General features: G+C 71.4%; 11 protein-coding genes and 1 pseudogene. 8 read left to right on the top strand and 4 right to left on the bottom strand.

The annotated features are described in order from the left end of the window. Positions 1-77: 77 nt before the first annotated feature. Positions 78-1,211 (bottom strand): CaiB/BaiF CoA transferase family protein, encoded by a 1,134-nt coding sequence (locus tag ACQP10_RS28420; RefSeq protein ID WP_346023176.1) that lies wholly within the window; start codon positions 1,209-1,211, stop codon positions 78-80. 285 nt (positions 1,212-1,496) lie between these two features. On the opposite strand from ACQP10_RS28420, the gene ACQP10_RS28415 reads away from it, so the two are divergent. The 4 genes from ACQP10_RS28415 to ACQP10_RS28400 all read left to right on the top strand — a co-directional run bounded on the left by ACQP10_RS28415 (position 1,497) and on the right by ACQP10_RS28400 (position 6,907). Beyond that, positions 1,497-3,179: a serine/threonine-protein kinase gene (locus ACQP10_RS28415; RefSeq protein ID WP_346023175.1), complete on the top strand. Its 1,683-nt coding sequence runs from the start codon at positions 1,497-1,499 to the stop codon at positions 3,177-3,179. Between the two features lies 1 nt (position 3,180). Then, entirely contained in the window at positions 3,181-4,167 is a 987-nt protein-coding gene (locus tag ACQP10_RS28410) for an NAD(P)-dependent oxidoreductase (RefSeq protein ID WP_179826612.1), read from the top strand. Positions 4,168-4,277: 110 nt separating this feature from the next. Then, positions 4,278-5,636, top strand: a complete 1,359-nt coding sequence (locus ACQP10_RS28405) for an FAD-binding oxidoreductase (protein ID WP_346023247.1) — start codon at positions 4,278-4,280, stop codon at positions 5,634-5,636. Between the two features lie 11 nt (positions 5,637-5,647). Beyond that, the gene (locus ACQP10_RS28400) at positions 5,648-6,907 is read left to right on the top strand and encodes a cyclopropane-fatty-acyl-phospholipid synthase family protein (protein WP_346023174.1); all 1,260 of its coding nucleotides are present in this window, start codon (positions 5,648-5,650) and stop codon (positions 6,905-6,907) included. 29 nt (positions 6,908-6,936) lie between these two features. On the opposite strand, the gene ACQP10_RS28395 is transcribed toward ACQP10_RS28400, so the two are convergent. The 3 genes from ACQP10_RS28395 to ACQP10_RS28385 all read right to left on the bottom strand — a co-directional run bounded on the left by ACQP10_RS28395 (position 6,937) and on the right by ACQP10_RS28385 (position 12,154). Continuing rightward, positions 6,937-8,418: an ABC transporter substrate-binding protein gene (locus ACQP10_RS28395; protein ID WP_346023173.1), complete on the bottom strand. Its 1,482-nt coding sequence runs from the start codon at positions 8,416-8,418 to the stop codon at positions 6,937-6,939. Further along, a complete protein-coding gene (locus ACQP10_RS28390) occupies positions 8,411-10,453 on the bottom strand; it encodes a hypothetical protein (RefSeq protein ID WP_433540048.1) in 2,043 nt (680 codons plus the stop codon). The genes ACQP10_RS28395 and ACQP10_RS28390 overlap by 8 nt, the downstream gene beginning before the upstream one ends. A 165-nt stretch (positions 10,454-10,618) precedes the next feature. Next, on the bottom strand, positions 10,619-12,154 hold the full coding sequence (locus ACQP10_RS28385; protein ID WP_179826619.1) for a long-chain-fatty-acid--CoA ligase: 1,536 nt from the start codon (positions 12,152-12,154) through the stop codon (positions 10,619-10,621). A 176-nt stretch (positions 12,155-12,330) separates the two neighbouring features. Between ACQP10_RS28385 and ACQP10_RS28380 the strand changes: the two genes are divergently transcribed. The 4 genes and pseudogenes from ACQP10_RS28380 (at position 12,331) to ACQP10_RS28365 (ending at position 19,769) form a co-directional block, all read left to right on the top strand. Continuing rightward, positions 12,331-13,872 carry a GMC family oxidoreductase gene (locus tag ACQP10_RS28380; protein ID WP_179826621.1) on the top strand — a complete coding sequence of 514 codons (1,542 nt, stop codon included), beginning with the start codon at positions 12,331-12,333 and terminating at the stop codon, positions 13,870-13,872. Positions 13,873-14,403: 531 nt separating this feature from the next. Next, complete coding sequence (locus ACQP10_RS28375) at positions 14,404-15,144, top strand: GNAT family N-acetyltransferase (RefSeq protein ID WP_179826623.1); 741 nt, start codon at positions 14,404-14,406, stop codon at positions 15,142-15,144. A gap of 637 nt (positions 15,145-15,781) precedes the next feature. Continuing rightward, positions 15,782-17,416 (top strand): annotated as a pseudogene (locus ACQP10_RS28370) (TlrC/CarA/OleB/SrmB family ABC-F type ribosomal protection protein); the annotation flags it as partial. A 1,078-nt stretch (positions 17,417-18,494) separates the two neighbouring features. Beyond that, positions 18,495-19,769 carry a cytochrome P450 gene (locus ACQP10_RS28365; protein WP_433540047.1) on the top strand — a complete coding sequence of 425 codons (1,275 nt, stop codon included), beginning with the start codon at positions 18,495-18,497 and terminating at the stop codon, positions 19,767-19,769. Positions 19,770-19,776: the final 7 nt, after the last annotated feature.

Genomic DNA, 19,776 nt, shown 5'->3' with positions numbered 1-19,776 from the left:
CACACAACTCACATGACAAAGGGCGGCACATCCGCTACGGATATGCCGCCCTCGGGTAAGGACCGGGCCGGGTCGGATCAGGCGAGCACGCCCGCGGCGCGCAGCCGTTCGGCGGTCCCCCGGTCCAGGCCCCAGTCCGACAGGTCGGAAAGGAGGGTCGCGGGGGAGAGGTCCGGCTCGCCCGCGCCCTCCAGCCGTGGCGCGGGCGCGGGCTGGCGGACCCCGCCGACCTCGACGAACGTGCCGCGGGCCCGGTTGTGCGGGTGCTCGGCGGCCTCGGCCGGATCCAGGACCGGCACGACGCAGGCGTCCGACCCGGCGAACACCTCCTCCCACTCGGCGCGGGTCCGGGAGCGGAACGCCTCGGCCAGCCGTTCGCGCAGCTCCGGCCAGCGCGCCCGGTCGTCGCGGTCGGGCAGGTCGGCGAGGCCCATCAGGGCCACCATCTCCGCCCAGAACTGCGGCTCCAGCGCGCCCACCGCGACGAAACCCCCGTCGGCGGTCTCGTAGGTGTCGTACATGGGCGCGCCGGTGTCGAGGAGGTTGGTGCCGCGCGGCCCCCAGAAGCCGCTCTGCACACCCTGGTAGAACATGGCGAACAGGGCCGCGGCGCCGTCCACCATGGCCGCGTCCACCACCCGGCCCCGGCCGGTCCGCTCCCGCTCGAACAGGGCGAGCAGCACGCCGTAGGCGAGCATGAGGCCGCCGCCGGCGAAGTCGCCGAGGATGTTGATCGGCGGGGTGGGCTTGCCGCCCTCGCGGCCCAGCAGGGACAGCACGCCCGCGACGGCGATGTAGTCGATGTCGTGCCCGGCGGTCGTGGCCAGCGGGCCCTCCTGGCCCCAGCCGGTCATCCGCCCGTACACCAGCCGGGGGTTGACGGCCTGCAGGTCCTCGGGGCCGATGCCGAGGCGCTCGGCGACGCCCGGCCGGAAGACCTCGATGACCACGTCGGCGTGCGCGGCCAGCTCCCGGAACGCGGCCACCCCCTCGGGCGACTTCAGGTCCAGCCCGATCGTCCGCTTGCCGCGGTCCATCACGTCGCGCCGGGGCCGGTCCCCGGCCGCCGCGACCGCGGCCACCCGGTCGATCCGCAGCACCTCGGCACCGTGGTCGGCCAGCATCATCCCGGCGAACGGGCCGGGGGCCAGGCCGGCCAGCTCCAGCACGCGGACTCCGGACAGCGGGCCGCTCCTGGTCACGCGCTCCATGCGATCTCCTCTCCGGGGCCAAGTAGAACAACATTCGGCTCCGGGTGGCAAGACGTCCGCGCCGGGCCGTGCGGGCCGCGTGCGAGCCGTGGGCGAGCCGCGTGCGAGCCGGATGCGGGCCGCGTGCGAGCCGGATGCGGGCCGCGTGCGGAGCCGGGCGGTGACCGGGATTCCGGCCCGCGAGCCCCGGGCGGCGGCCCCCGTCCCGTCGTCCGTTCGGGACCGCCGGCGGCCGGTCGGTGTGGGAAACTTGCGGCTTATCCGATGGGATCTAGGGGTCACGTGATGACGTATCCGGACGGTGGACGGGTTGTCGCCGGGCGCTACCGGCTGCTGAGGGAGCTCGGCAGGGGCGGCATGGGCGTGGTCTGGGAGGGATACGACACCCTTCTCGACCGGCCCGTCGCGGTCAAGGAGGTGCTGCTGCCGCCGAACCTCCCCCCGGCCGAGCGCGAGCGCCAGCTCGCCCGCACCTCCCGCGAGGCCAGGACGGCGGCGCGGCTGAACCACCGGGGCATCGTGGCGATCTACGACGTCGCCGAGGAGGACGGCCGCCCCTGGATCGTCATGGAGCTTGTCCGGGCCCGGGGCCTGGACCAGGTGGGCACGCTGTCGGTCCACCAGGTCGCCGGGATCGGCCGCCAGGTGCTGGCGGCGCTGCGGGCGGCCCACGAGGCCGGCATCCTGCACCGCGACGTCAAGCCCAGCAACATCCTGCTGGCCGACGACGGCCGGGCCGTGCTGACCGACTTCGGCATCGCCACCCTCGAAGGCGACACCTCGCTGACCCAGACCGGCATGGTGACCGGCTCGCCCAGCTTCCTGCCGCCGGAGCGCGCCACCGCGGGGCCCTCCGGTCCCTGGTCCGACCTGTGGTCGCTCGGCGCGACCCTGTACGCGGCGCTGCTGGGCCACGGCCCCTTCGAGCGCCCCACCGCCATCGCCACACTCGGGGCGCTCATCACCGAGGAGCCCGACTTCAGCCGGGTGCCGCCGGAGATGCGCGAGGTGCTCACCGGCATGCTCCAGCGCGACCCGGCCCACCGGCTCACCGCCGACCAGGCCGACCTGCTGCTGGCCGAGGCGAGCGGCGCCGCGCCCGCGGGACCGCGCCGCGCCGCGACGGGGCCCCGCCGTACCGACCGGCACCGTACGGCGGAGACCTCCGCGTTCTCCGGAGCCACCGAGCCCACCGGAGCCACCGGGCCCACCGGAATCACCGGGGCCACCGGGTCCCACGGGTCGCGCGGCCCCGCCCGGGAGCGGCGGCGCACCGGGTGGATCACGCTGATCGCGGCGGCCGTGGTCCTCCTCGCCGGAGGCGGCGCCGCGGCCCTGGCGATGTCCCAGGGGGACGAGCCGGACCCCGGCGTGGCGCTGACGGCCGCGCCGGCCGACACCGGGGAGCCGGCCGGCACCGGGACGCTCGGCGAAACGGAGACGCTGAGCGCCTCGCCCACGCCGAGCCCCACCCCCACCAGGACCAGGAAACCCGTCCCGCAGCTCAGGCTCTGGCAGGCCAAGGCGCCGGACAACTGGACGATCGGCTACCCGGCCGGCTGGCGCGGCGACTGGGCCGCCGAGACGAACTACACCCAGTGGCTGAGCCCCGACGGCCAGGCCCATCTCGGGGTCGAGGTGCTCCCCGAGAACGCCGGGAACCTGCGCGCGCTCCAGGAGACCGTCCGGGACGACACCGCCCAGTGGAGCGAGATCCTCACCGAGAAGACGGTGAACGTCCCGCTCGCCTACGGCTCCGGGCTCGACTGGGAGTTCACCTGGAAGACGGACCAGATCGGGGGCGCGCCGTGGGCCAGGCCCGGCGTGACCTACCGCGAGACACGCCGGTTCGTCGGGGTCGGCGACACGGTCTTCGTGCTGAGCTGGACGGCCGCCGAGAAGTGGAACGGGCGTCCCGGGCTCATGGAGAAGATCTTCACGAGTTTCCACCCGCGGGGAGGCGAGTGACATGACCGGTGAGGCGCCCTGGAAGGTGCTGGCGCTGCCGCCGCTGCCCGCCGAGGCGCTGCGCGGCCTGCTCGGCCCGCTCGGCGACCGGGTGGAGGTGTCGGTCCCGGAGAGCCGCGACCGCGCCGGCCTGCTCACCGCGCTGGCCGGCGCCGAGATCGTGGTCGGCGACTGGAGCGGCGGGCTCGCGCTCGACGCCGAGGCCGTCCGCGCCGCCCCGAGGCTGGCGTTCGTGCAGCAGCCCTCGGTGGGAGTGGACGGCCACGACCTCGCCGCGCTGGCCGCGGCCGGCGTGCCGCTGGCCAACACCGCCGGGGTGAGCGCCGTCGCGGTGGCCGAGTGGTGCCTCGCCGCCGCGCTCTCGCTGTCGCGGCGGCTGCCCGAGGCCGACGCCGCGGTCCGCGCCGGCGGCTGGCCGCAGCTCGACCTCGGCCCCAGGGAACTGTACGGCTCGCGCGTCGGGATCGTCGGCTTCGGCCCGATCGGCCAGGAGTGCGCGCGGATGTTCGCCGCGCACGGCTGCGAGGTGTCCTACTGGACCCGGCGGCCCCGTGAGGCCCCCTACGCCCACCGGCCGCTGCCGGAGCTGGTCGCCTCCTCCGACGTGCTGGTGGTGGTGGTCGCGCTGACGGAGGAGACCCGGGGCCTGGTCGACCCGCTGCGGATGCCCGCCGGGTCGCTGCTGGTCAACGCGGCCCGCGGGGGAGTGGTGGACGGGGCGGCCCTGCTTTCCGCCCTGTCCTCCGGGCACCTGGGCGGCGCCGCGCTCGACGTGTTCGAGACCGAGCCGCTCCCCGCGGACGACCCGCTGCGCGGCCACCCCCGGGTGCTGCTGTCCCCGCACGTGGCGGGGGTGACCGCCCAGGTCACCGGGCGGCTGGTCCGGCGGGTCCTGGACAACCTCGGCGCCGCCCTCGACGGCCGCCCTGTGACCGATGTGGTCAATGGGACGGGGGCGGTTGTCCGCCGCCGGACGGGCCGGGCGTAGAGTTTCCGCGCGTTTAACGTGTCCCGTCTGGCTCCGATGACAGGTGAGATATACCGTGCTAGAGGCGATCTTCCTATGAGTGCTCCGGGGGTGGATGTCCTGTGGAACAGATGACGGAGATGGCGGCGCACCGCCGGGCCGTCGAGCAGATCAGGCAGGCCTACGCCGAGATTCCCGAGGACGCGGCTCCCCGGCTGGCCAAGGCCACGACCAACCTGTTCCGCTTCCGCGACTCCTCCCGTGCGGCCAAACTGTCGGCCCGCGACCTCGACAGGGTCATCGAGGTCGACCCGGTGGCCATGACGGCCGAGGTGCAGGGCATGACCACCTACGAGCACCTGGTGGACGCCACCCTCCCGCACGGGCTCATGCCGTACGTCGTGCCGCAGCTGAAGACGATCACGCTGGGCGGCGCGGTGACCGGGCTCGGCATCGAGTCCACCAGCTTCCGCGACGGGCTGCCGCACGAGTCGGTGGAGGAGCTGGAGATCCTCACCGGCGACGGCCGGATCGTCGTGGCGCGCGACGACAACGAGCACCGCGACCTGTTCCGGGCCTTCCCCAACTCCTACGGCACGCTCGGATACGCCCTGCGGATCCGCATCAAGCTCAAGCCCGTCCAGCCGTACGTCCGGCTCACCCACATCCCCTTCGCCGACGCCGACAAGTGCATGGTCGCCATGCGGGAGATCTGCGAGAGCGGCCAGTACGAGGGTGAGCGGGCCGACTTCGTGGACGGCACCTACTTCGGGCCGAACGAGCTCTACATCACCGTCGGGCAGTTCGCCGAGAAGGCCCCCTACCTGTCCGACTACACCGGGATGCGCATCTACTACCGGTCCATCCAGACCCGGACGCGCGACTGGCTGACCGTCCGCGACTACCTGTGGCGCTGGGACACCGACTGGTTCTGGTGCTCGCGGGCCTTCGGCGTGCAGGGCGCGCTGGTGCGCTCGCTGATGCCCCGCAAGTGGATGCGCTCCGACGTCTACCGCAGGCTCGTCGGCCTGGACCGCAGGTACGGCCTGACCGCCCGGGTGGACCGCTGGCGCGGCCGGCCCGTGCAGGAGTCGGTCATCCAGGACATCGAGGTGCCCGTCGAGCGCGGCGCGGAGTTCCTGGAGTTCTTCCACGACAAGGTCGGCATGACCCCGGTGTGGATGTGCCCGCTGAAGTCGTCCGACGAGTGGCCCCTCTACCCGCTGGAGCCCGGCCGCCTCTACGTCAACTTCGGGTTCTGGGGCACGGTCCCGCTGCCCCGCGGCCAGTTCGACGGCTACTACAACCGCATGATCGAGAACACGGTCCACCGGCTCGACGGCCACAAGTCCCTGTACTCCACTTCGTTCTACGACCGGGACGAGTTCTGGAAGTTTTATAACGGTCCTATCTACTGGCCGGTAAAGCGGGCATACGATGCCGGTGGCCGGTTGCTCGACCTCTACGACAAGTGTGTACGGGGGCGTTAGGAGTTGATTCTGTGAAACTCGCAGAGATCTTCGAAAAGGTAGTCGGGCCCGAGGCGAACGTCCGCCTCACCGCCTACGACGGCAGCAAGGCCGGCCCCGCCAGCGCCGACATCGCCATCGACATCAGGTCCCCCATCGCCGTCGCCTACCTGGCGCAGGCCCCGGGTGAACTCGGCCTCGCGCGGGCCTACGTGTCGGGCCACATCGACGTGCACGGGGACATGTACTCGCTGCTGTCGCGGATGTGGTCGATCACGCTCGACGACATCCCGGCGAGCGAGAAGATCGCCGCCGTCCGCGCCCTGGGCCTCAAGCCCCTGCTGATGCGCGTGCCCCCGCCCCCGCAGGAGGTGCGCCGCAGCATGCTGGCCAGGATGGGCAGCAGGCACGCCAAGGAGCGCGACGCCCAGGCGATCCACCACCACTACGACGTCTCCAACACCTTCTACGAATGGGTGCTGGGCCCCTCCATGGCCTACACCTGCGCGACCTTCCCCCGTGAGGACGCCACGCTGGAGGAGGCGCAGTTCACCAAGTTCGACCTCGTCGCCCGCAAGCTGGGCCTCAAGCCCGGGATGCGGCTGCTGGACGTCGGCTGCGGCTGGGGCGGCATGGTCATGCACGCCGCCCGCGAGTACGGCGTCAAGGCGCTGGGCGTCACCCTCTCACGCCAGCAGGCCGAGTGGGCGCAGAAGGCCATCGCCGAGGCCGGGCTGGAGGAACTGGCCGAGGTCCGCCACATGGACTACCGCGACGTCACCGAGAGCGGCTTCGACGCGGTCAGCTCCATCGGCCTCACCGAGCACATCGGCAAGGACCAGCTGCCGAACTACTTCCGCTTCCTGTACGGCAAGCTCGTCCACGGCGGCCGGCTCCTCAACCACTGCATCACCCGGCCCACCGGCACCGAGAAGACGTTCAACGGGGGCGGGTTCATCAACCGCTACGTCTTCCCCGACGGGGAGCTGGAGTCGGTCGGCTACCTCATCCGCCAGATGGAGGACATCGGCTTCGAGATCCACCACGAGGAGAACCTCCGCGAGCACTACGCCAGGACCCTCCGCCACTGGTGCGACAACCTCGACGCGCACTGGGACGAGGCGGTCGCCGAGGTCGGCCGGGGCACGGCCCGGGTCTGGCGGCTGTACATGGCCGGCTGCATCGTCGGCTTCGAGCGCAACAAGGTCCAGCTCCACCAGGTGCTCGGCGTGAAGCTCGGCTCGCAGGGAAACTCCGGCATGCCGCTGCGTCCCGCCCTCGACTGGCCCTGATCCGCCCGCCGGTACGGCCCGCCCGGTCCTCACCGGGTGGGCCTCCCGGGCGGGCGGCCGGCCTCCGAGGTCAGCTCGGTGAACCGGACCCGGCCGTCCGGCAGGAGCCGTACGACGGGCATGGCCTTGTCGACGGGCTCGCCGAGCCGGTCGAAGGTGATCCACCCGCTGGCGGCGGGCACGCTCAGCGAGGAGCTCGTCAGCATGTTCGCGACGGCGCTCGCCGAGGGCCGCGTGATCCCCTGCGCGGCCAGGACGTCCACCGCCGTGACGGCGGTCAGCATCGCGTCGTGGTGCATGATGGCCTGCCCGTCGTCGAGGCTCTCGCCGGGGAACAGCGCGGGGAAGCTGTCGGCCCCCTGCCTGAAACGGTTGGCGACGACCTGGTGGACGGCGTCCGGGACGGCGCTCCAGGAAGCGGGATGGGCCAGTGCCGTGTAGTAGACCTCCAGGCCGGCTCCGGTGTCGTCCCAGATCTGCTGCCCGGACCGGTTGAGATTGCTCGCGTCGTCACCGGTCACGACGGTGAGCTTCCGGTCGACGCACGTCCTGCGCGTCAGCGCCCGCAGGAAGGCGGGCAGGTTCCCCCAGCGCCCGGCGAAGAAGACCACGCCGGCGCCGCTGTTGCAGATCCGCTCGGTCATCTGCGCCAGCACCGTGTCCGCCCCGTCGAGCGCGGAGTTGTAGGTGAGCGGGACGTCCAGCAGGCGAGGGGCCCCCTTCCCGGCGGGAAGGACGTCCCCGAAGGCCGCGGCGAAGGACCTCGCCAGGGTCCTGGTGTAGGAGTCGTCCTCGTCCTCGTCCTGCACCATGACCGCGCTGAAGGAACCGCGCCTGCCGAGGAAGTGCGCGAGCGCCCGGGCCTCGGCGTTGTTGGAGGGCGCCACCCGCACCAGGGTGGCCTTGCCGGACAGCTCGTCGGAGGTGATGACGGCGCCCACCAGGGCGATCTCGGCGGCGGACAGCTCGTCGATCGCCCGCTTCGTCCCGCCCAGGCTGGAGCCCAGACCGGTCACCGCCACCAGGTGGTCCGGGCCCGCCGCGCTCTCCTTCAGCTCGCGCACCGCCGCCCGCCAGCCGTCCGCGTCGCCGGAGGTGTCGGCGAGCAGCAGCTGTACGTTCGGCGCGCTCGCGTTCCCCTCGTTGTGGTTGCTCCAGTACTGGGCGAGGTAGGCCCCCTGCACGGCGTGCCGGACGCTCTCGGCGCTCTGCGTGCTCGCCGGGCCCGCGGCCGGGTCCAGCGGCAGCATCACCGCGATGCTCACGTACGGCGCGGCCTGCGCGCGCACCCACTCGTTCTCCCGGCGGATCAGCTCCGCGACGGAGGAGAGGTTCTCCGGATACCTCCCCGATCCGTCGGTGACCGTGGGGCGCGGTCGCAGGACGACCACCAGGACGGCGACGAGGGCGCAGACCAGCAGCACGCACAGCAGCCAGAACCAGAAGGGGTGTGCCTTCCACAGGGGCGCCCTGCCGCTGAAGCCCCGGCCGGAGCGCCGTGGTTCACTCATCGTCGTCCTCCCGGTCATAGCGGCGGGCCTCGTTCACCAGGACCGCCCGGCCCGTGACGGCGTACCGGGCGAGCAGCTTCAGTCCCTCCTTGACGCTCTGGCGCCTGCCGCGCAGCGGATCCGTCGCGGGATCGGACAGGAACCAGCGGTCGATCACCAGACCGCGCACGACGGTGGCCCGGTCCGTTCCGGCCGGCCGGTCCCGCCGGGGACCGGCGTCCGTCCCGGCCGCCTCCTCTCCGCCCGTGCCGCCGGCCGGTTCCCCCGGCTCCCGGTTCAGCTCGCCGTACAGGTCGTCCAGCGGTACGCCGGCGGGGAGCCGGTTCGGCGCCGAGGTGATCCAGTTGTACTGCCTGACCCATTCGGCCATGTCGATCCGGTTGAACCGGCCGTCGAGGAGCTCCGCCACCTCCCGCAGGCGCTCCAGGCCGGCGGGTTCCGTGCCGACGCGGGCGAGCCGGTGGTACATGACCATGGCCAGCCCGTCACGCGGCCCCTCGCGGGGGGAGCCGTACAGGTTCTCCAGGCTCTCGTGGGCGATGTCCCACAGCGGCCTCCCGCGGCGCCGGTGGCGGGAGAGCTCCAGCAGCAGCAGCCGCCGGAGCCAGGGGTGGAACACCGGGGCCATGTCCTGCGCCGGGTCGGTGCGCAGCCACATGCGCTCGTCGAGCTCCTCCAGCACCGAACGCCACGGGCGGGACAGGAGACCGGCGTCCTCGGCGTCCGCCAGGTTGGCCGCGGCGGAACTCGCGGCCAGGTCGTCCAGATCGTGGGAGAAGTCCCGGAAGGGGTGCCTGGAATGACTCCTCCAGTCGAGGGACGGCAGGGTGCGCAGCGCCTGCTCCGTCCAGCCGTCCTCCTCCTGCCGGGCGTCCCAGCCACGCTCCCGGTCGGCCATGGCCGCCAGCAGGTGCTCGACCGCCGGCGGATACCCGCCGGTCAGCGCGTACACGAACCCGGCGTGGCTCGGGCCGGGCCGCTGCCGGGTCGTCTCCCGCATCCGCGCAACCTCGGCGCGGCTGAGATCGGGCAGCAGCACGGGATACCACCAGCGGTCCCGCCTGCTCGGCGCGCGGCCGGCGAGCCAGTCACCGTGGCTCGCCCGCCGGGCCTGCGGGGGATACCGGGTGCCGCCGGCCGTCAGGTACTCGGGTGTCCCCGGCAGGTTCCAGTGCGGACCGAGGGCGGGCCACGTCCGCGAGGCGGCGACCACCAGGAGCGGGTCGTGTCCCCGCGGCTCCGGCAGGTCGGCCCGGCGAGCCCTGGCGGCCGTCAGCGCCCGCAGGAAGTCCCGTCCGCAGGGGGTGTCGACGTCGTCCAGCAGTAGCAGGCAGTTACGCGGCCGCCATCCGCGCGACCAGCCCTCCCGCAGATCCTCCAGAAGCGCCTCGCAGACGATCTGCGCGGCCAGCGGGAACCCGTCCTCGGTCTCGCCCGCCCGAAGCAGGCCCAGCGCGCCACCGGAGCCGAGGCGGTCGCGGTACCAGTCCATGGCCCTGCGCTCCAGGAGCTCCACCAGCCGCCGCCCCCGCGCCACCCGGTCGATCAGCCCGGCGACCACCGAGCCGACCGGCGGCACCGGCAGGACACCGCCGAGCAGGTCGAAGATCTCCTGAAGGGTCCTGGCGTTGTCCGGGATCCCGCGCCGGCCGCGGATGAGGTCGTAGAGCTTGCGCTCCGCCTCCTCCGGCTCCAGTTCGGGATCCAGGGAGAGCACCAGGTTTCCCAGCACCACCCGCGGCAGTTTGACGGGGGAGAACTGCGGCCACCGATCACCCATGACGCACTTGGCGATCTGCGCCGCCATTTCCCATGGCCGCATGCCGGGTTGCCGGGCGCAGTCGAAATGAAGGAAAGGCAATGAAAAGGAGGCCGCGGCGTTTTCCGCGACCTCCTTCAGGACGGTTGTCCGCCCGCTCCCACGCGGGCCGAGAAGCACGATGACGGGCAGCTCACCGATTCCCGGCCCGTTCTCACGGTCGAGGCACTCGCCGATCAGCCGCTCGCAGGAGGCCGTCAACTCGCTGCTCGCCATGTCTGCCCGCCTCCGGAGTTCTCCGGCCGACTGCGTCGGGGCCCACGATAAAAACCGTCACGCCCCCCGATGGCGTTCTGTTTTCAGCATAACCCACATTTCCGAGAAATGCTTTCACAGTCGGATATGGCTGGCGGTTTCGGTTTCTGTGGGACGGCGGCCGGGCTACCGGAGCTCACGCTTGAGGATCTTCCCGGTGGCGGTCATCGGCAGGGAGTCGCGGAACTCGATGATCCGCGGATACTTGTAGGCCGCCATGTTCTCCTTGCACCACTCCGACAGCTCCGGCTCGGTGACGGCCGCGCCGGGCGTGCGGATGATGTACGCCTTGATCTCCTCGCCGTGCGACTCGTGCGGCACCCCGACCACCGCGGCGAGGGAGACCGCCGGGTGCGTCATCAGCACCTCCTCCAGCTCACGCGGGTAGACGTTGAAACCACCCCGGATGATCATGTCCTTGGCGCGGTCGATGATCGAGTAGTAGCCGTCGGAGTCGCGGACGGCGATGTCGCCGGTGCGGAACCAGCCGTCCCGCATCGCCTCGGCGGTCGCCTCGGGCCGGTTGTAGTAGCCCTTCATCACGTTGTGGCCGCGGATCACGATCTCCCCGGGGCCCTCGCCCTCGATCGTCTTCCAGTCGGCGTCGACCAGCTTCATGTCCACGCCCCAGATCGGCGTGCCGATCGTGCCGGGCTTGGTCGGCCGGCCCGGCTGGTTGAAGCAGGCCACCGGAGAGGTCTCCGACAGGCCGTAGCCCTCCAGGATGCCGATGCCGAAAGTGGCCTCGAAGTCCCTGAGCACCTCCGCCGGGGAGGACGCGCCGCCCGCGACCGCCGCCCGGAGCGCGGTCGGCACCTCGTCGCCGTCGGCGTGGATCTTCGTCAGCATGCCCCAGTACATGGTCGGCACGCCCGCGAACAGGGTGATCTTCTCCGCGCGCATCAGCGCCAGCGCCTCACCCGGGTCGAAGCGCGGCATGAGCACGACGGTGCCGCGGCGCCGGAACCCGAGGTTCATCACGACGGTCTGGCCGAAGGAGTGGAACAGCGGCAGCGCCGCCAGGAACGCGTCGCCCTCGTCGCCCCGGGGGAACATCTCGTCCGACACCATGGCGTTGAGCACCATGTTCTGGTGGCTCAGCTCGGCGCCCTTCGGCTGGCCGGTGGTGCCGCTGGTGTAGAGGATCACCGCGGTGTCGTCCGGCGCGGTCTGCACGGTCTCGAACTCGCCCGACACACCGTCCAGCGCCGCCCACAGGGTCTCGCCGTACTCGGACTCGGTGGCGAACGCGGCGGCCGGCAGCACGAAGAAGTGCTCGGCCCCCGCCGCCCCCTCGAACCCCTCCCGGCCGCGCGCGCCCAGCGGCAGCTCCGGGGTGCCCTCGAAGCAGAACAGCGCCTTGGCCTCGGAGTCCTCCAGGTGGTAGGTGATCTCCCGCGACTGCAGGAGCACGTTGAGCGGCACGACCACCGCGCCGGCCTTGAGGATGCCGTAGTACACGAACGGGAAGTAGGGCAGGTTCGGGCAGGCCAGCGCGACCTTGTCGCCCCGGCCGATCCCGCGGGAGACCAGCAGGTTGGCGACCTGGTTGGCGATGGTGTCGACCAGGGAGTATGGAAGCCGCAGATCGCCGAAGACCAGAGCGGTGCGATCGGGCTGCTGCCGGGCGCTGTCCTCCAACACGATCGACAGATTGAGCATGGGCTTCCTCCTCCGGACAGGCTTCTGACGCGCCCATACTCGCAGTTCGGGATACCTGCCGGTAGGTAAGCGAGGTCACAAATTGACGGGAAATCGACGAAGGAGTATGCAGATGTGAGCCCGCTCACACGGGGGAAGCGAGCCGACACCGTCCGTATGCCGAAGGGTGCTGGCGCATGATGTACGACTACGTGATCGTGGGGGCCGGATCCGCCGGCTGCGTGCTGGCCGGCCGCCTCTCCGCCGACCCGGCGGTGACCGTGGCGCTCCTGGAGGCCGGCGGCCGGGACGACGCCTTCGAGGTCCGGGTTCCGGTCGCCTTCCCCAAGCTCTTCAAGACCTCCCGCGACTGGGACTTCTCCACCGTCGACCAGCCGGGCATGTCCGGCAGGCGGCTGTACTGGCCGCGCGGGCGGATGCTCGGCGGCTCCTCCTCGATGAACGCGCAGATGTGGGTGCGCGGCCACCGCGCCGACTACGACGGCTGGGACGTGCCCGGCTGGACCTACGACGAGGTCCTGCCGTACTTCCGGCGGGCCGAACGCCGCGTCGGCTCCAACCACGGCGGCGTGTACGGCACCGACGGCCCGATCGTCGTCTCCGAGTTACGCAGCCCCAATCCGGCCACCGCCGCGTTCCTGCGCGCCTGCGAGGAGACGGGGATCGCGCGCCTCCCCGAGCTGAACGGCCCCTCCAACGAGGGCTGCTGCCCCACCCCCGTCACGCAGGACCGCGGCCGGCGCTGCAGCGCCGCCGACGCCTACCTCGGACCCGCCGCGAAACGCCCCAACCTCACGATCCTGACCGCCGCCCCCGCCCGCCGCATCCTCATCGAGGACGGCCGCGCCGTCGGCGTCGAGTACGGCGACGGCGCGGTGGCGCGGGCCCGCCGGGAGGTGATCCTGTCGGCCGGGGTGATCGGCTCGCCCCACCTGCTCATGCTCTCCGGCGTGGGCGCCGCCGACGAGCTGTCCGCCCAGGGGATCGAGCCGGTCCACGACCTGCCCCAGGTCGGCCGCAACCTCCATGACCACCTGGCGTCGGCGATCATCCTGCACTGCCCCGAGCCGATCACCCTGACCGGTGCCGAGACCACCGGCAACCTGCTGCGCTTCCTGCTCGCCCGACGCGGCATGCTCACCTCCAACGTCGGCGAGGCCGTCGCCTTCATCCGGACCTCACCCGACGAGCCCGCCCCGGACATCGAGCTGGTCTTCGCCCCCGTCCCCTTCGTCGACCACGGCCTGACCCGTCCCAAGGGCCACGGCCTGACCATCGGCGCGATCCTGCTGCGGCCGGAGAGCCGGGGGCGGATCCGCCTCGACGGCCGCGACGTGGTGATCGACCCCGCCTACCTGTCGGCTCCGGCCGACGTCAGGCGGCTGGTGGCCGGGCTGCGCGCCGCCAAGGCGCTGTTCGCCACCGTGGCGCTCAAGCCGTACGCCGGACCGCCGATGGACCCCTACTGGGGCGCCGAGACAGACGAGGAACTCGCTCGCTGGATCCGCGAACGCGGCGAGACCCTCTACCATCCGGTGGGCACCTGCCGGATGGGGGCCGACGACGAGTCGGTGGTGGACCCGTCGCTGCGGGTCCGCGGCGTGGCGGGCCTCCGGGTCGCCGACGCCTCGGTCATGCCGACCATCAACCGGGGCCACACCCATGCCCCCACCGTCATGATCGCCGAACGGGCCGCCGACCTGATCGCCACCGCCTGAGTCCGCCCTGACAGGAACCGATGGGGCTGGGGCTTTTCCCACTTGAGGGCGTTTCCCTGTGTTTGGGCGGGTCGGTGGTTGCCGGGTTGGTGGGTGGTGCGCGCTGCGGTGGGTGGGTGTTCCGGCCGGCGTTGTGGTTGCTGTCTAGTGGTTTCCGGCCTTCGGCCTGGCCTCGGGCGCGGTGGTTTCTGGCGTTTTGAAGCCGGCCGGAACACCCACCCACCTCCGCGCCATGACTGACCGATTCGTACGGCCTGCTCGCCGTAGCTTCTTCCTTTCCGTCGGCCCATGGTTCCCGCCGCCGCTGAAGCGACCCTTGCTCCCGGTCGGGGGCGGGCCGCCGTAGCCTTGCGGCCACACTGACAGGGGAGAGCGCAGGGCCGGGCGCCGTAGCCGCTCGCTTTCGGGCCGCCCACGGTCCCCGCCCCTTCCCTTCGGCTTGTTCGGTATTGGATCTGAGCCTGGATTCGGTGGGCCCTTAGGGTTGCGGGCATGAGCAGTGCGCTGACAGATGTCGCTCCCGATGGACGTATGAGCCCCCTCCTCCTGGCCAACCGGAACGCCGCCGCCCTCTGGACGGCGCTCGCGCAGGCCCGTGGGAACGAGTTGGTTCAGCGGCCCGGCTTCGTCGGGGTGAGGGGAAGTGAACGCGGCGGGACGCGGATCCTGCTGCTCGGCCCGGACCCGGATGAGGGCGACCTCGCCGCGCTGACGGAGCTGGTCCGAAGCCGACGTGACGGCAAGGTGGTCGTCGAGGACCAGTTCGGCGCGGTCGACATGGGAGACCTGGGCCTGACCCCCCGCCGGTTGCCCGTCATGATCCGCGACACCGCTCCGCCGGGGAGTGCCGGCGGTACGTCCCCCTCGTCATCCGCCATGGAGGTCGTCCGAGCGGATTCGCCGGATCTGCTGGAGACCGTGGAGCGGGTCGTGGCCCACGGATTTCCGCTGAGCGGCTTCCTGCCATGGCATCCGGGCGAGGTCTTCCCCCGGACCATGCTGGAACGGCGGGACGTCGAGTTCTTTCTCATCACCAGGGACGGCGTGCCCGCCGGCGCCTGCATGGTGATCCTCGACGGCGCGGTCGGCGGCGTCTACTGGGTGACCACCCTGCCCGAGCACCGGTCCCGCGGGGTCGGGCGGGCGCTCATGCACGCCGTACTGGAACGGCTGTCCGGCCTCCCCGTCACCCTGACCGCGGCCACCGCCGGCAAGCCGCTCTACGACTCCCTGGGCTTCGACGTGATCACCCAGGCCACCTGGTGGTCCTGACCTCCCGGACCCGGCTCCTCTCCTTGCGGCCTGCCACTGAGGGAAGCGGACTCAGGGCGGTCGGCACGTAGGCGGCCGGAGACCCTCTCCTCGTAACGGCTTCACCTCGCAGGGCATCCGCTCCCTTCCCGTAACGAGCCGCGTCGGCTGACCGGGGTGCTCGCGGGGGAGGATTCTCGTGGCCGGAAGCTCGCTCCTGCCGATCCGCTGTTGACGAGGCCCGTAGCGTGCTATCCCCTGCGGAGGCGTCAGCGCGGCCCGCCGGGATCGCTCGCCGCGCTGTACGGGGTTCGGTTCACCGGTGTCGGACACGTCCGGAACCGTGGCATCAATCGAGACGGACCGGTTCGTCTTGACTAAGAAGCGATGTGCCTCCATACTCCTCTGTATCGAGACGAACCGTCTCGTCTTAAAAGTGGGGAGATCGCTGATGACCACCGGCGAACGGTTCATCACCGGAGCGTCGAATCCGGCTGGTCGATATGCGGGCCGAGAACGCCGGCTCCCTCCTCGTGAAGGAGTGCCGGGCCGGAGTACCTCGGCCCCGGGTTCCCGAGTCGAACCGTACGAGGCTCGCGAAGGCCGACCAGGTACGCAGTCATGTTTCGTCCGCGCTGACAAGAGGAGGTGGGGCACTCTGCGCACCCCCGCCCAACTGGCACTCAATCAGATCACCAAGCGCTACGGCACCCGCGTCGTTCTGGACCGGGTGTCGCTCACCGTCAAGCCCGGCGAGCGGCTCGGAGTGATCGGCGACAACGGATCGGGCAAGTCCACACTGCTCAAGCTCATGGCGGATGCCGAACGGCCGGACAACGGCGAGCTCGTGGTCGTCGCACCCGGCGGTGTCGGATACCTGCCGCAGTCGCTCGCGCTACCGTCGCACGCCACCGTCGCCGATGCCGTTGACCTGGCGCTCGCCGAGCTGCGTGGGCTCGAAGCCCGGATGCGGGCGGCCGAACGCTCGCTCGGCGTGGCGGGCAAGGAGGAGCCCGCGGCGATGCGTGCCTATGCGGAACTTGTGGCCGAGTTCGAGGCGCGGGGCGGTTACGAGGCCGACGTCCGCGTAGAGGTCGCACTGCACGGGCTCGGGCTGCCCGGGCTCGACCGGAGCCGCCCACTGGGCACGCTCTCCGGCGGCGAACGCTCCAGGCTCGCCCTGGCCGCCACGCTGGCGTCCGCTCCCGAACTGCTGTTGCTCGACGAGCCGACCAATGACCTGGACGATCAGGCCACGGCCTGGCTCGAACAGCGCCTGCTCGCCCACCGGGGCACGGTCGTGGCGATCACGCACGACCGGATGTTCCTGGATCGGGTGACCACCGCCATCCTCGAGGTGGCCGACGGGCAGGTGCGCCGCTACGGCGACGGGTATGCCGGATACCTCGCCGCCAAGACCGCCGAACGCGCCGCTCAGGCACGGGCCCACGAGGAATGGAAGACGGAGCTGGACCGGCATGCCACGCTGGTGGCGGCCAATGCGGGCCGGCTGGCCGCGATCCCGCGTAAGGCGGCCAAGGCGGGGATGGGCACCGGTACCTGGCGGGCGCGTTCACGCACCCACGGGGCCGCCGGCCGCATCCGGCAGTCCCAGCAGCGGTTGCGGTGGCTCACCGAGCACCCGGCGGTGCCGCCGCCCGAGCCGCTGCGCTTCACCACCATCCCCGCCACCGCGGGCGCCGCCGGGGACGAAGTGGCCACGCTCGACGGCGTGGTGGTGGCGGGACGGCTCTGCTTGGAATCCCTCACCATCCACGCCGGTGAGCGGCTGCTCGTCACCGGCCCGAACGGAGCGGGCAAGACCACTCTGATGCGGGTGCTCGCCGGAGAGCTGCGACCGGATGCGGGCGAGGTACGACGGGCCGGCCGGGTCGGGTTCTTCCGGCAGGACGGGCCGACCGGCGTGGCGAACCGGACCGTGCTGCAGGCCTACGCGCACGGGCGTCCCGGAAGCCCGGATGAGCACGCGGATGCGTTGCTCGCCTTGGGCCTGTTCCGGCCGTCCGACCTGGGGCTGCGCCTCGGGGAGCTGTCTCACGGGCAGCGGCGCCGGGTCGAGCTGGCACGGCTGGTGAGCGAGCCCGTGGACCTGATCCTGCTCGATGAGCCGACCAACCACCTGTCACCGATGCTCGTGGAGCAACTGGAGGAGGCTCTGGCGTCCTACCAGGGCGCGCTGGTCGTGGTCACGCACGATCGGCGTCTGCGGGCCACGTTCACCGGCACCCGCCTCGAACTGGCCGAGGGACGTCGGCGCTCACCGGCCCCGGGCACTCGGCGGGAATTCCCGGACGTATCGCGAGCCTGCCACGCGAGTCGGACAGGGGGAGGCGCCGTGGCGGAACACAAGGTCACGTCAGGGAGCGGGGGCAGGCTGAGCTCGACGTGACCGATTACGGCGCCCGGCCCTGCGCTCTCCCTTGTCAGTGTGGCCGCAAGGCTGCGGCGACTCGCCCCCGACCGGGAGCAAGGGTCGCTTCAGCGGCGGCGGGAACCATGGGCCGGGCGGAAAGGAAGAAGCTACGGCGAGCAGGCCGTACGAATCGGTCAGTCATGGCGCGGAGGTGGGTGGGTGTTCCGGCCGGCTTCAAAACGCCAGAAACCACCGCGCCCGAGGCCAGGCCGAAGGCCGGAAACCACCAGACAGCAACCACAACGCCGGCCGGAACACCCACCCACCGCAGCGCGCACCACCCACCAACCCGGCAACCACCGACCCGCCCAAACACAGGAAGACACCCCCCAACAGGGAAAAGCCCCAGCCTGAGCGGCCCGAAACACCCACCAACCCGGCAACCACCGACCCGCTCAAACACAGGGAAACGCCCTCAAGTGGGAAAACCCCCAGCCTGAGCGGCCCGAAACACCCACCGCAGCACGTACCAGCGACCCCCCAAGCCATCGACCCGGCGTGCATATGCCCCACGTCGGCGGGCGGAAGGCTGTCATGAGGGCGGCTTCTGTAAAGCCGTACGAACCCCGCGGGCCACCGTCCGTCACGCCGGGGCGGGACCCGTTGCCTCGGGGTTTCGGCCGTCCCGGTCTGGCCGACCGGAAGATCGTGTGGCAGGATCGAAAAACCGAACTCTGTTCTAGTGGAGGCTGGTGTGGCGGTTTCACCGGAAGATGCCGGTCCGTTGGACATCGCTTTCCCCGGGTCGTCGGCGGCGAGGGATGTTCGCGTCGCCGCGCGCCCGGCCGCCGCCGGTCCGCTTCGCTGAAACGGCGGGCCGTCCCGCGCCCCCCGAACCGCCTCCGCGCCGGCCTCGTCAACGGCGTCGAGCGCTTCACCTGCGACTTCTGACGACACTCCATTGACCCGATCAAGACCTGCGAAAATGATGGGCACTATGAGCGTGACGCCAGCCGAGCGGAAGCCGATCGTCTCCGCGAGCGACTTCGATCTTTCCGACTACGATTTCTGGGCCAGGCCCATGGCGGAGCGGGAGCACGCCTTCCGGTTGCTGCGCGAGCTTCCTCATCCGGCGTTCTACCAGGAGCCGGAGGTCTCCTTCGCGCCGCGCGGTCTCGGCTACTACGCGCTGGTCAAGCACGCCGACATCCTGGAGGCCAGCCGTACGCCCGAGGTCTTCTGCTCGGGGGACGGCGGGGCCACCAACATCCCGGACATGCCGCCGGAGTTCACCGAGTACTTCGGGTCCATGATCAACATGGACGACCCGCGGCACGCCCGGCTCCGCCGGATCGTCTCCCGGGCGTTCACCCCCAAGATGATCAAACAGTTCGAGGTCGACGTCGAGGCGGCCGCCGAGCGGATCGTGGACGACCTGATCGCCACCGGTCCGGGCTGCGACTTCGTCACCGAGGTCGCGGCCAAGCTCCCACTGAAGATCATCTGCGACATGATGGGCATCCCGGAGGACCGGTACGGCTTCGTCTTCGACCGCTCGAACGTGATCCTCGGAGGCTTCGACCCCGAGTACGGCGGCGGCGACGCGACATCGGTCGCCGAGAAGCTGCTCACCGCCGGGATGGAACTGCAGCAGCTCGTCCAGGACCTCGCCGCCTCGCGGGTCGAACAGCCCACCGGAGACCTCACCTCGTCGCTGGTCAACGCCAACATCGACGGCGAGAAGCTCACCGCGCAGGAGCTCGGTTCGTTCTTCATCCTGCTGGTCGTGGCCGGCAACGAGACCACCCGCAACGCCATCTCGCACGGCCTGCGCCTGCTCACCCGCAACCCCGACCAGCGCGCCCTGCTCCTCGCGGACCTCGACGGCCGCCTGCCCGGCGCGATGGAGGAGATCGTCCGCCTGGCCTCGCCGGTGAACTTCATGCGCCGGAAGGTGACGCGGGACCACGAGATGAACGGCCACCTCTACCGCGAGGGGGAGAAGGTGGTCCTTTACTACTGGGCGGCCAACCGCGACGAGAGCGTCTTCGCCGACCCGCTCCGCTTCGACATCACCCGCAGTCCCAACCCGCACGTGGGCTTCGGCGGGCCGGGCCCGCACTTCTGCCTCGGCGCCCACCTGGCCCGCCGCGAGATCACCGTGATGTTCCGCGAGCTGCTGCGCCGGGTGCCGAACATCGAGGGCGGCAGGCCCGAGCGCCTCTACTCCAGCTTCATCAACGGCATCAAGCACATGACCTGCGAGTTCTGACCCTGAA

Origin of the sequence: Streptosporangium sandarakinum (assembly GCF_050942225.1) — a bacterium.
Lineage (GTDB): Bacteria > Actinomycetota > Actinomycetes > Streptosporangiales > Streptosporangiaceae > Streptosporangium > Streptosporangium nondiastaticum.
This window is presented reverse-complemented; position numbering and strand designations above follow the sequence as displayed.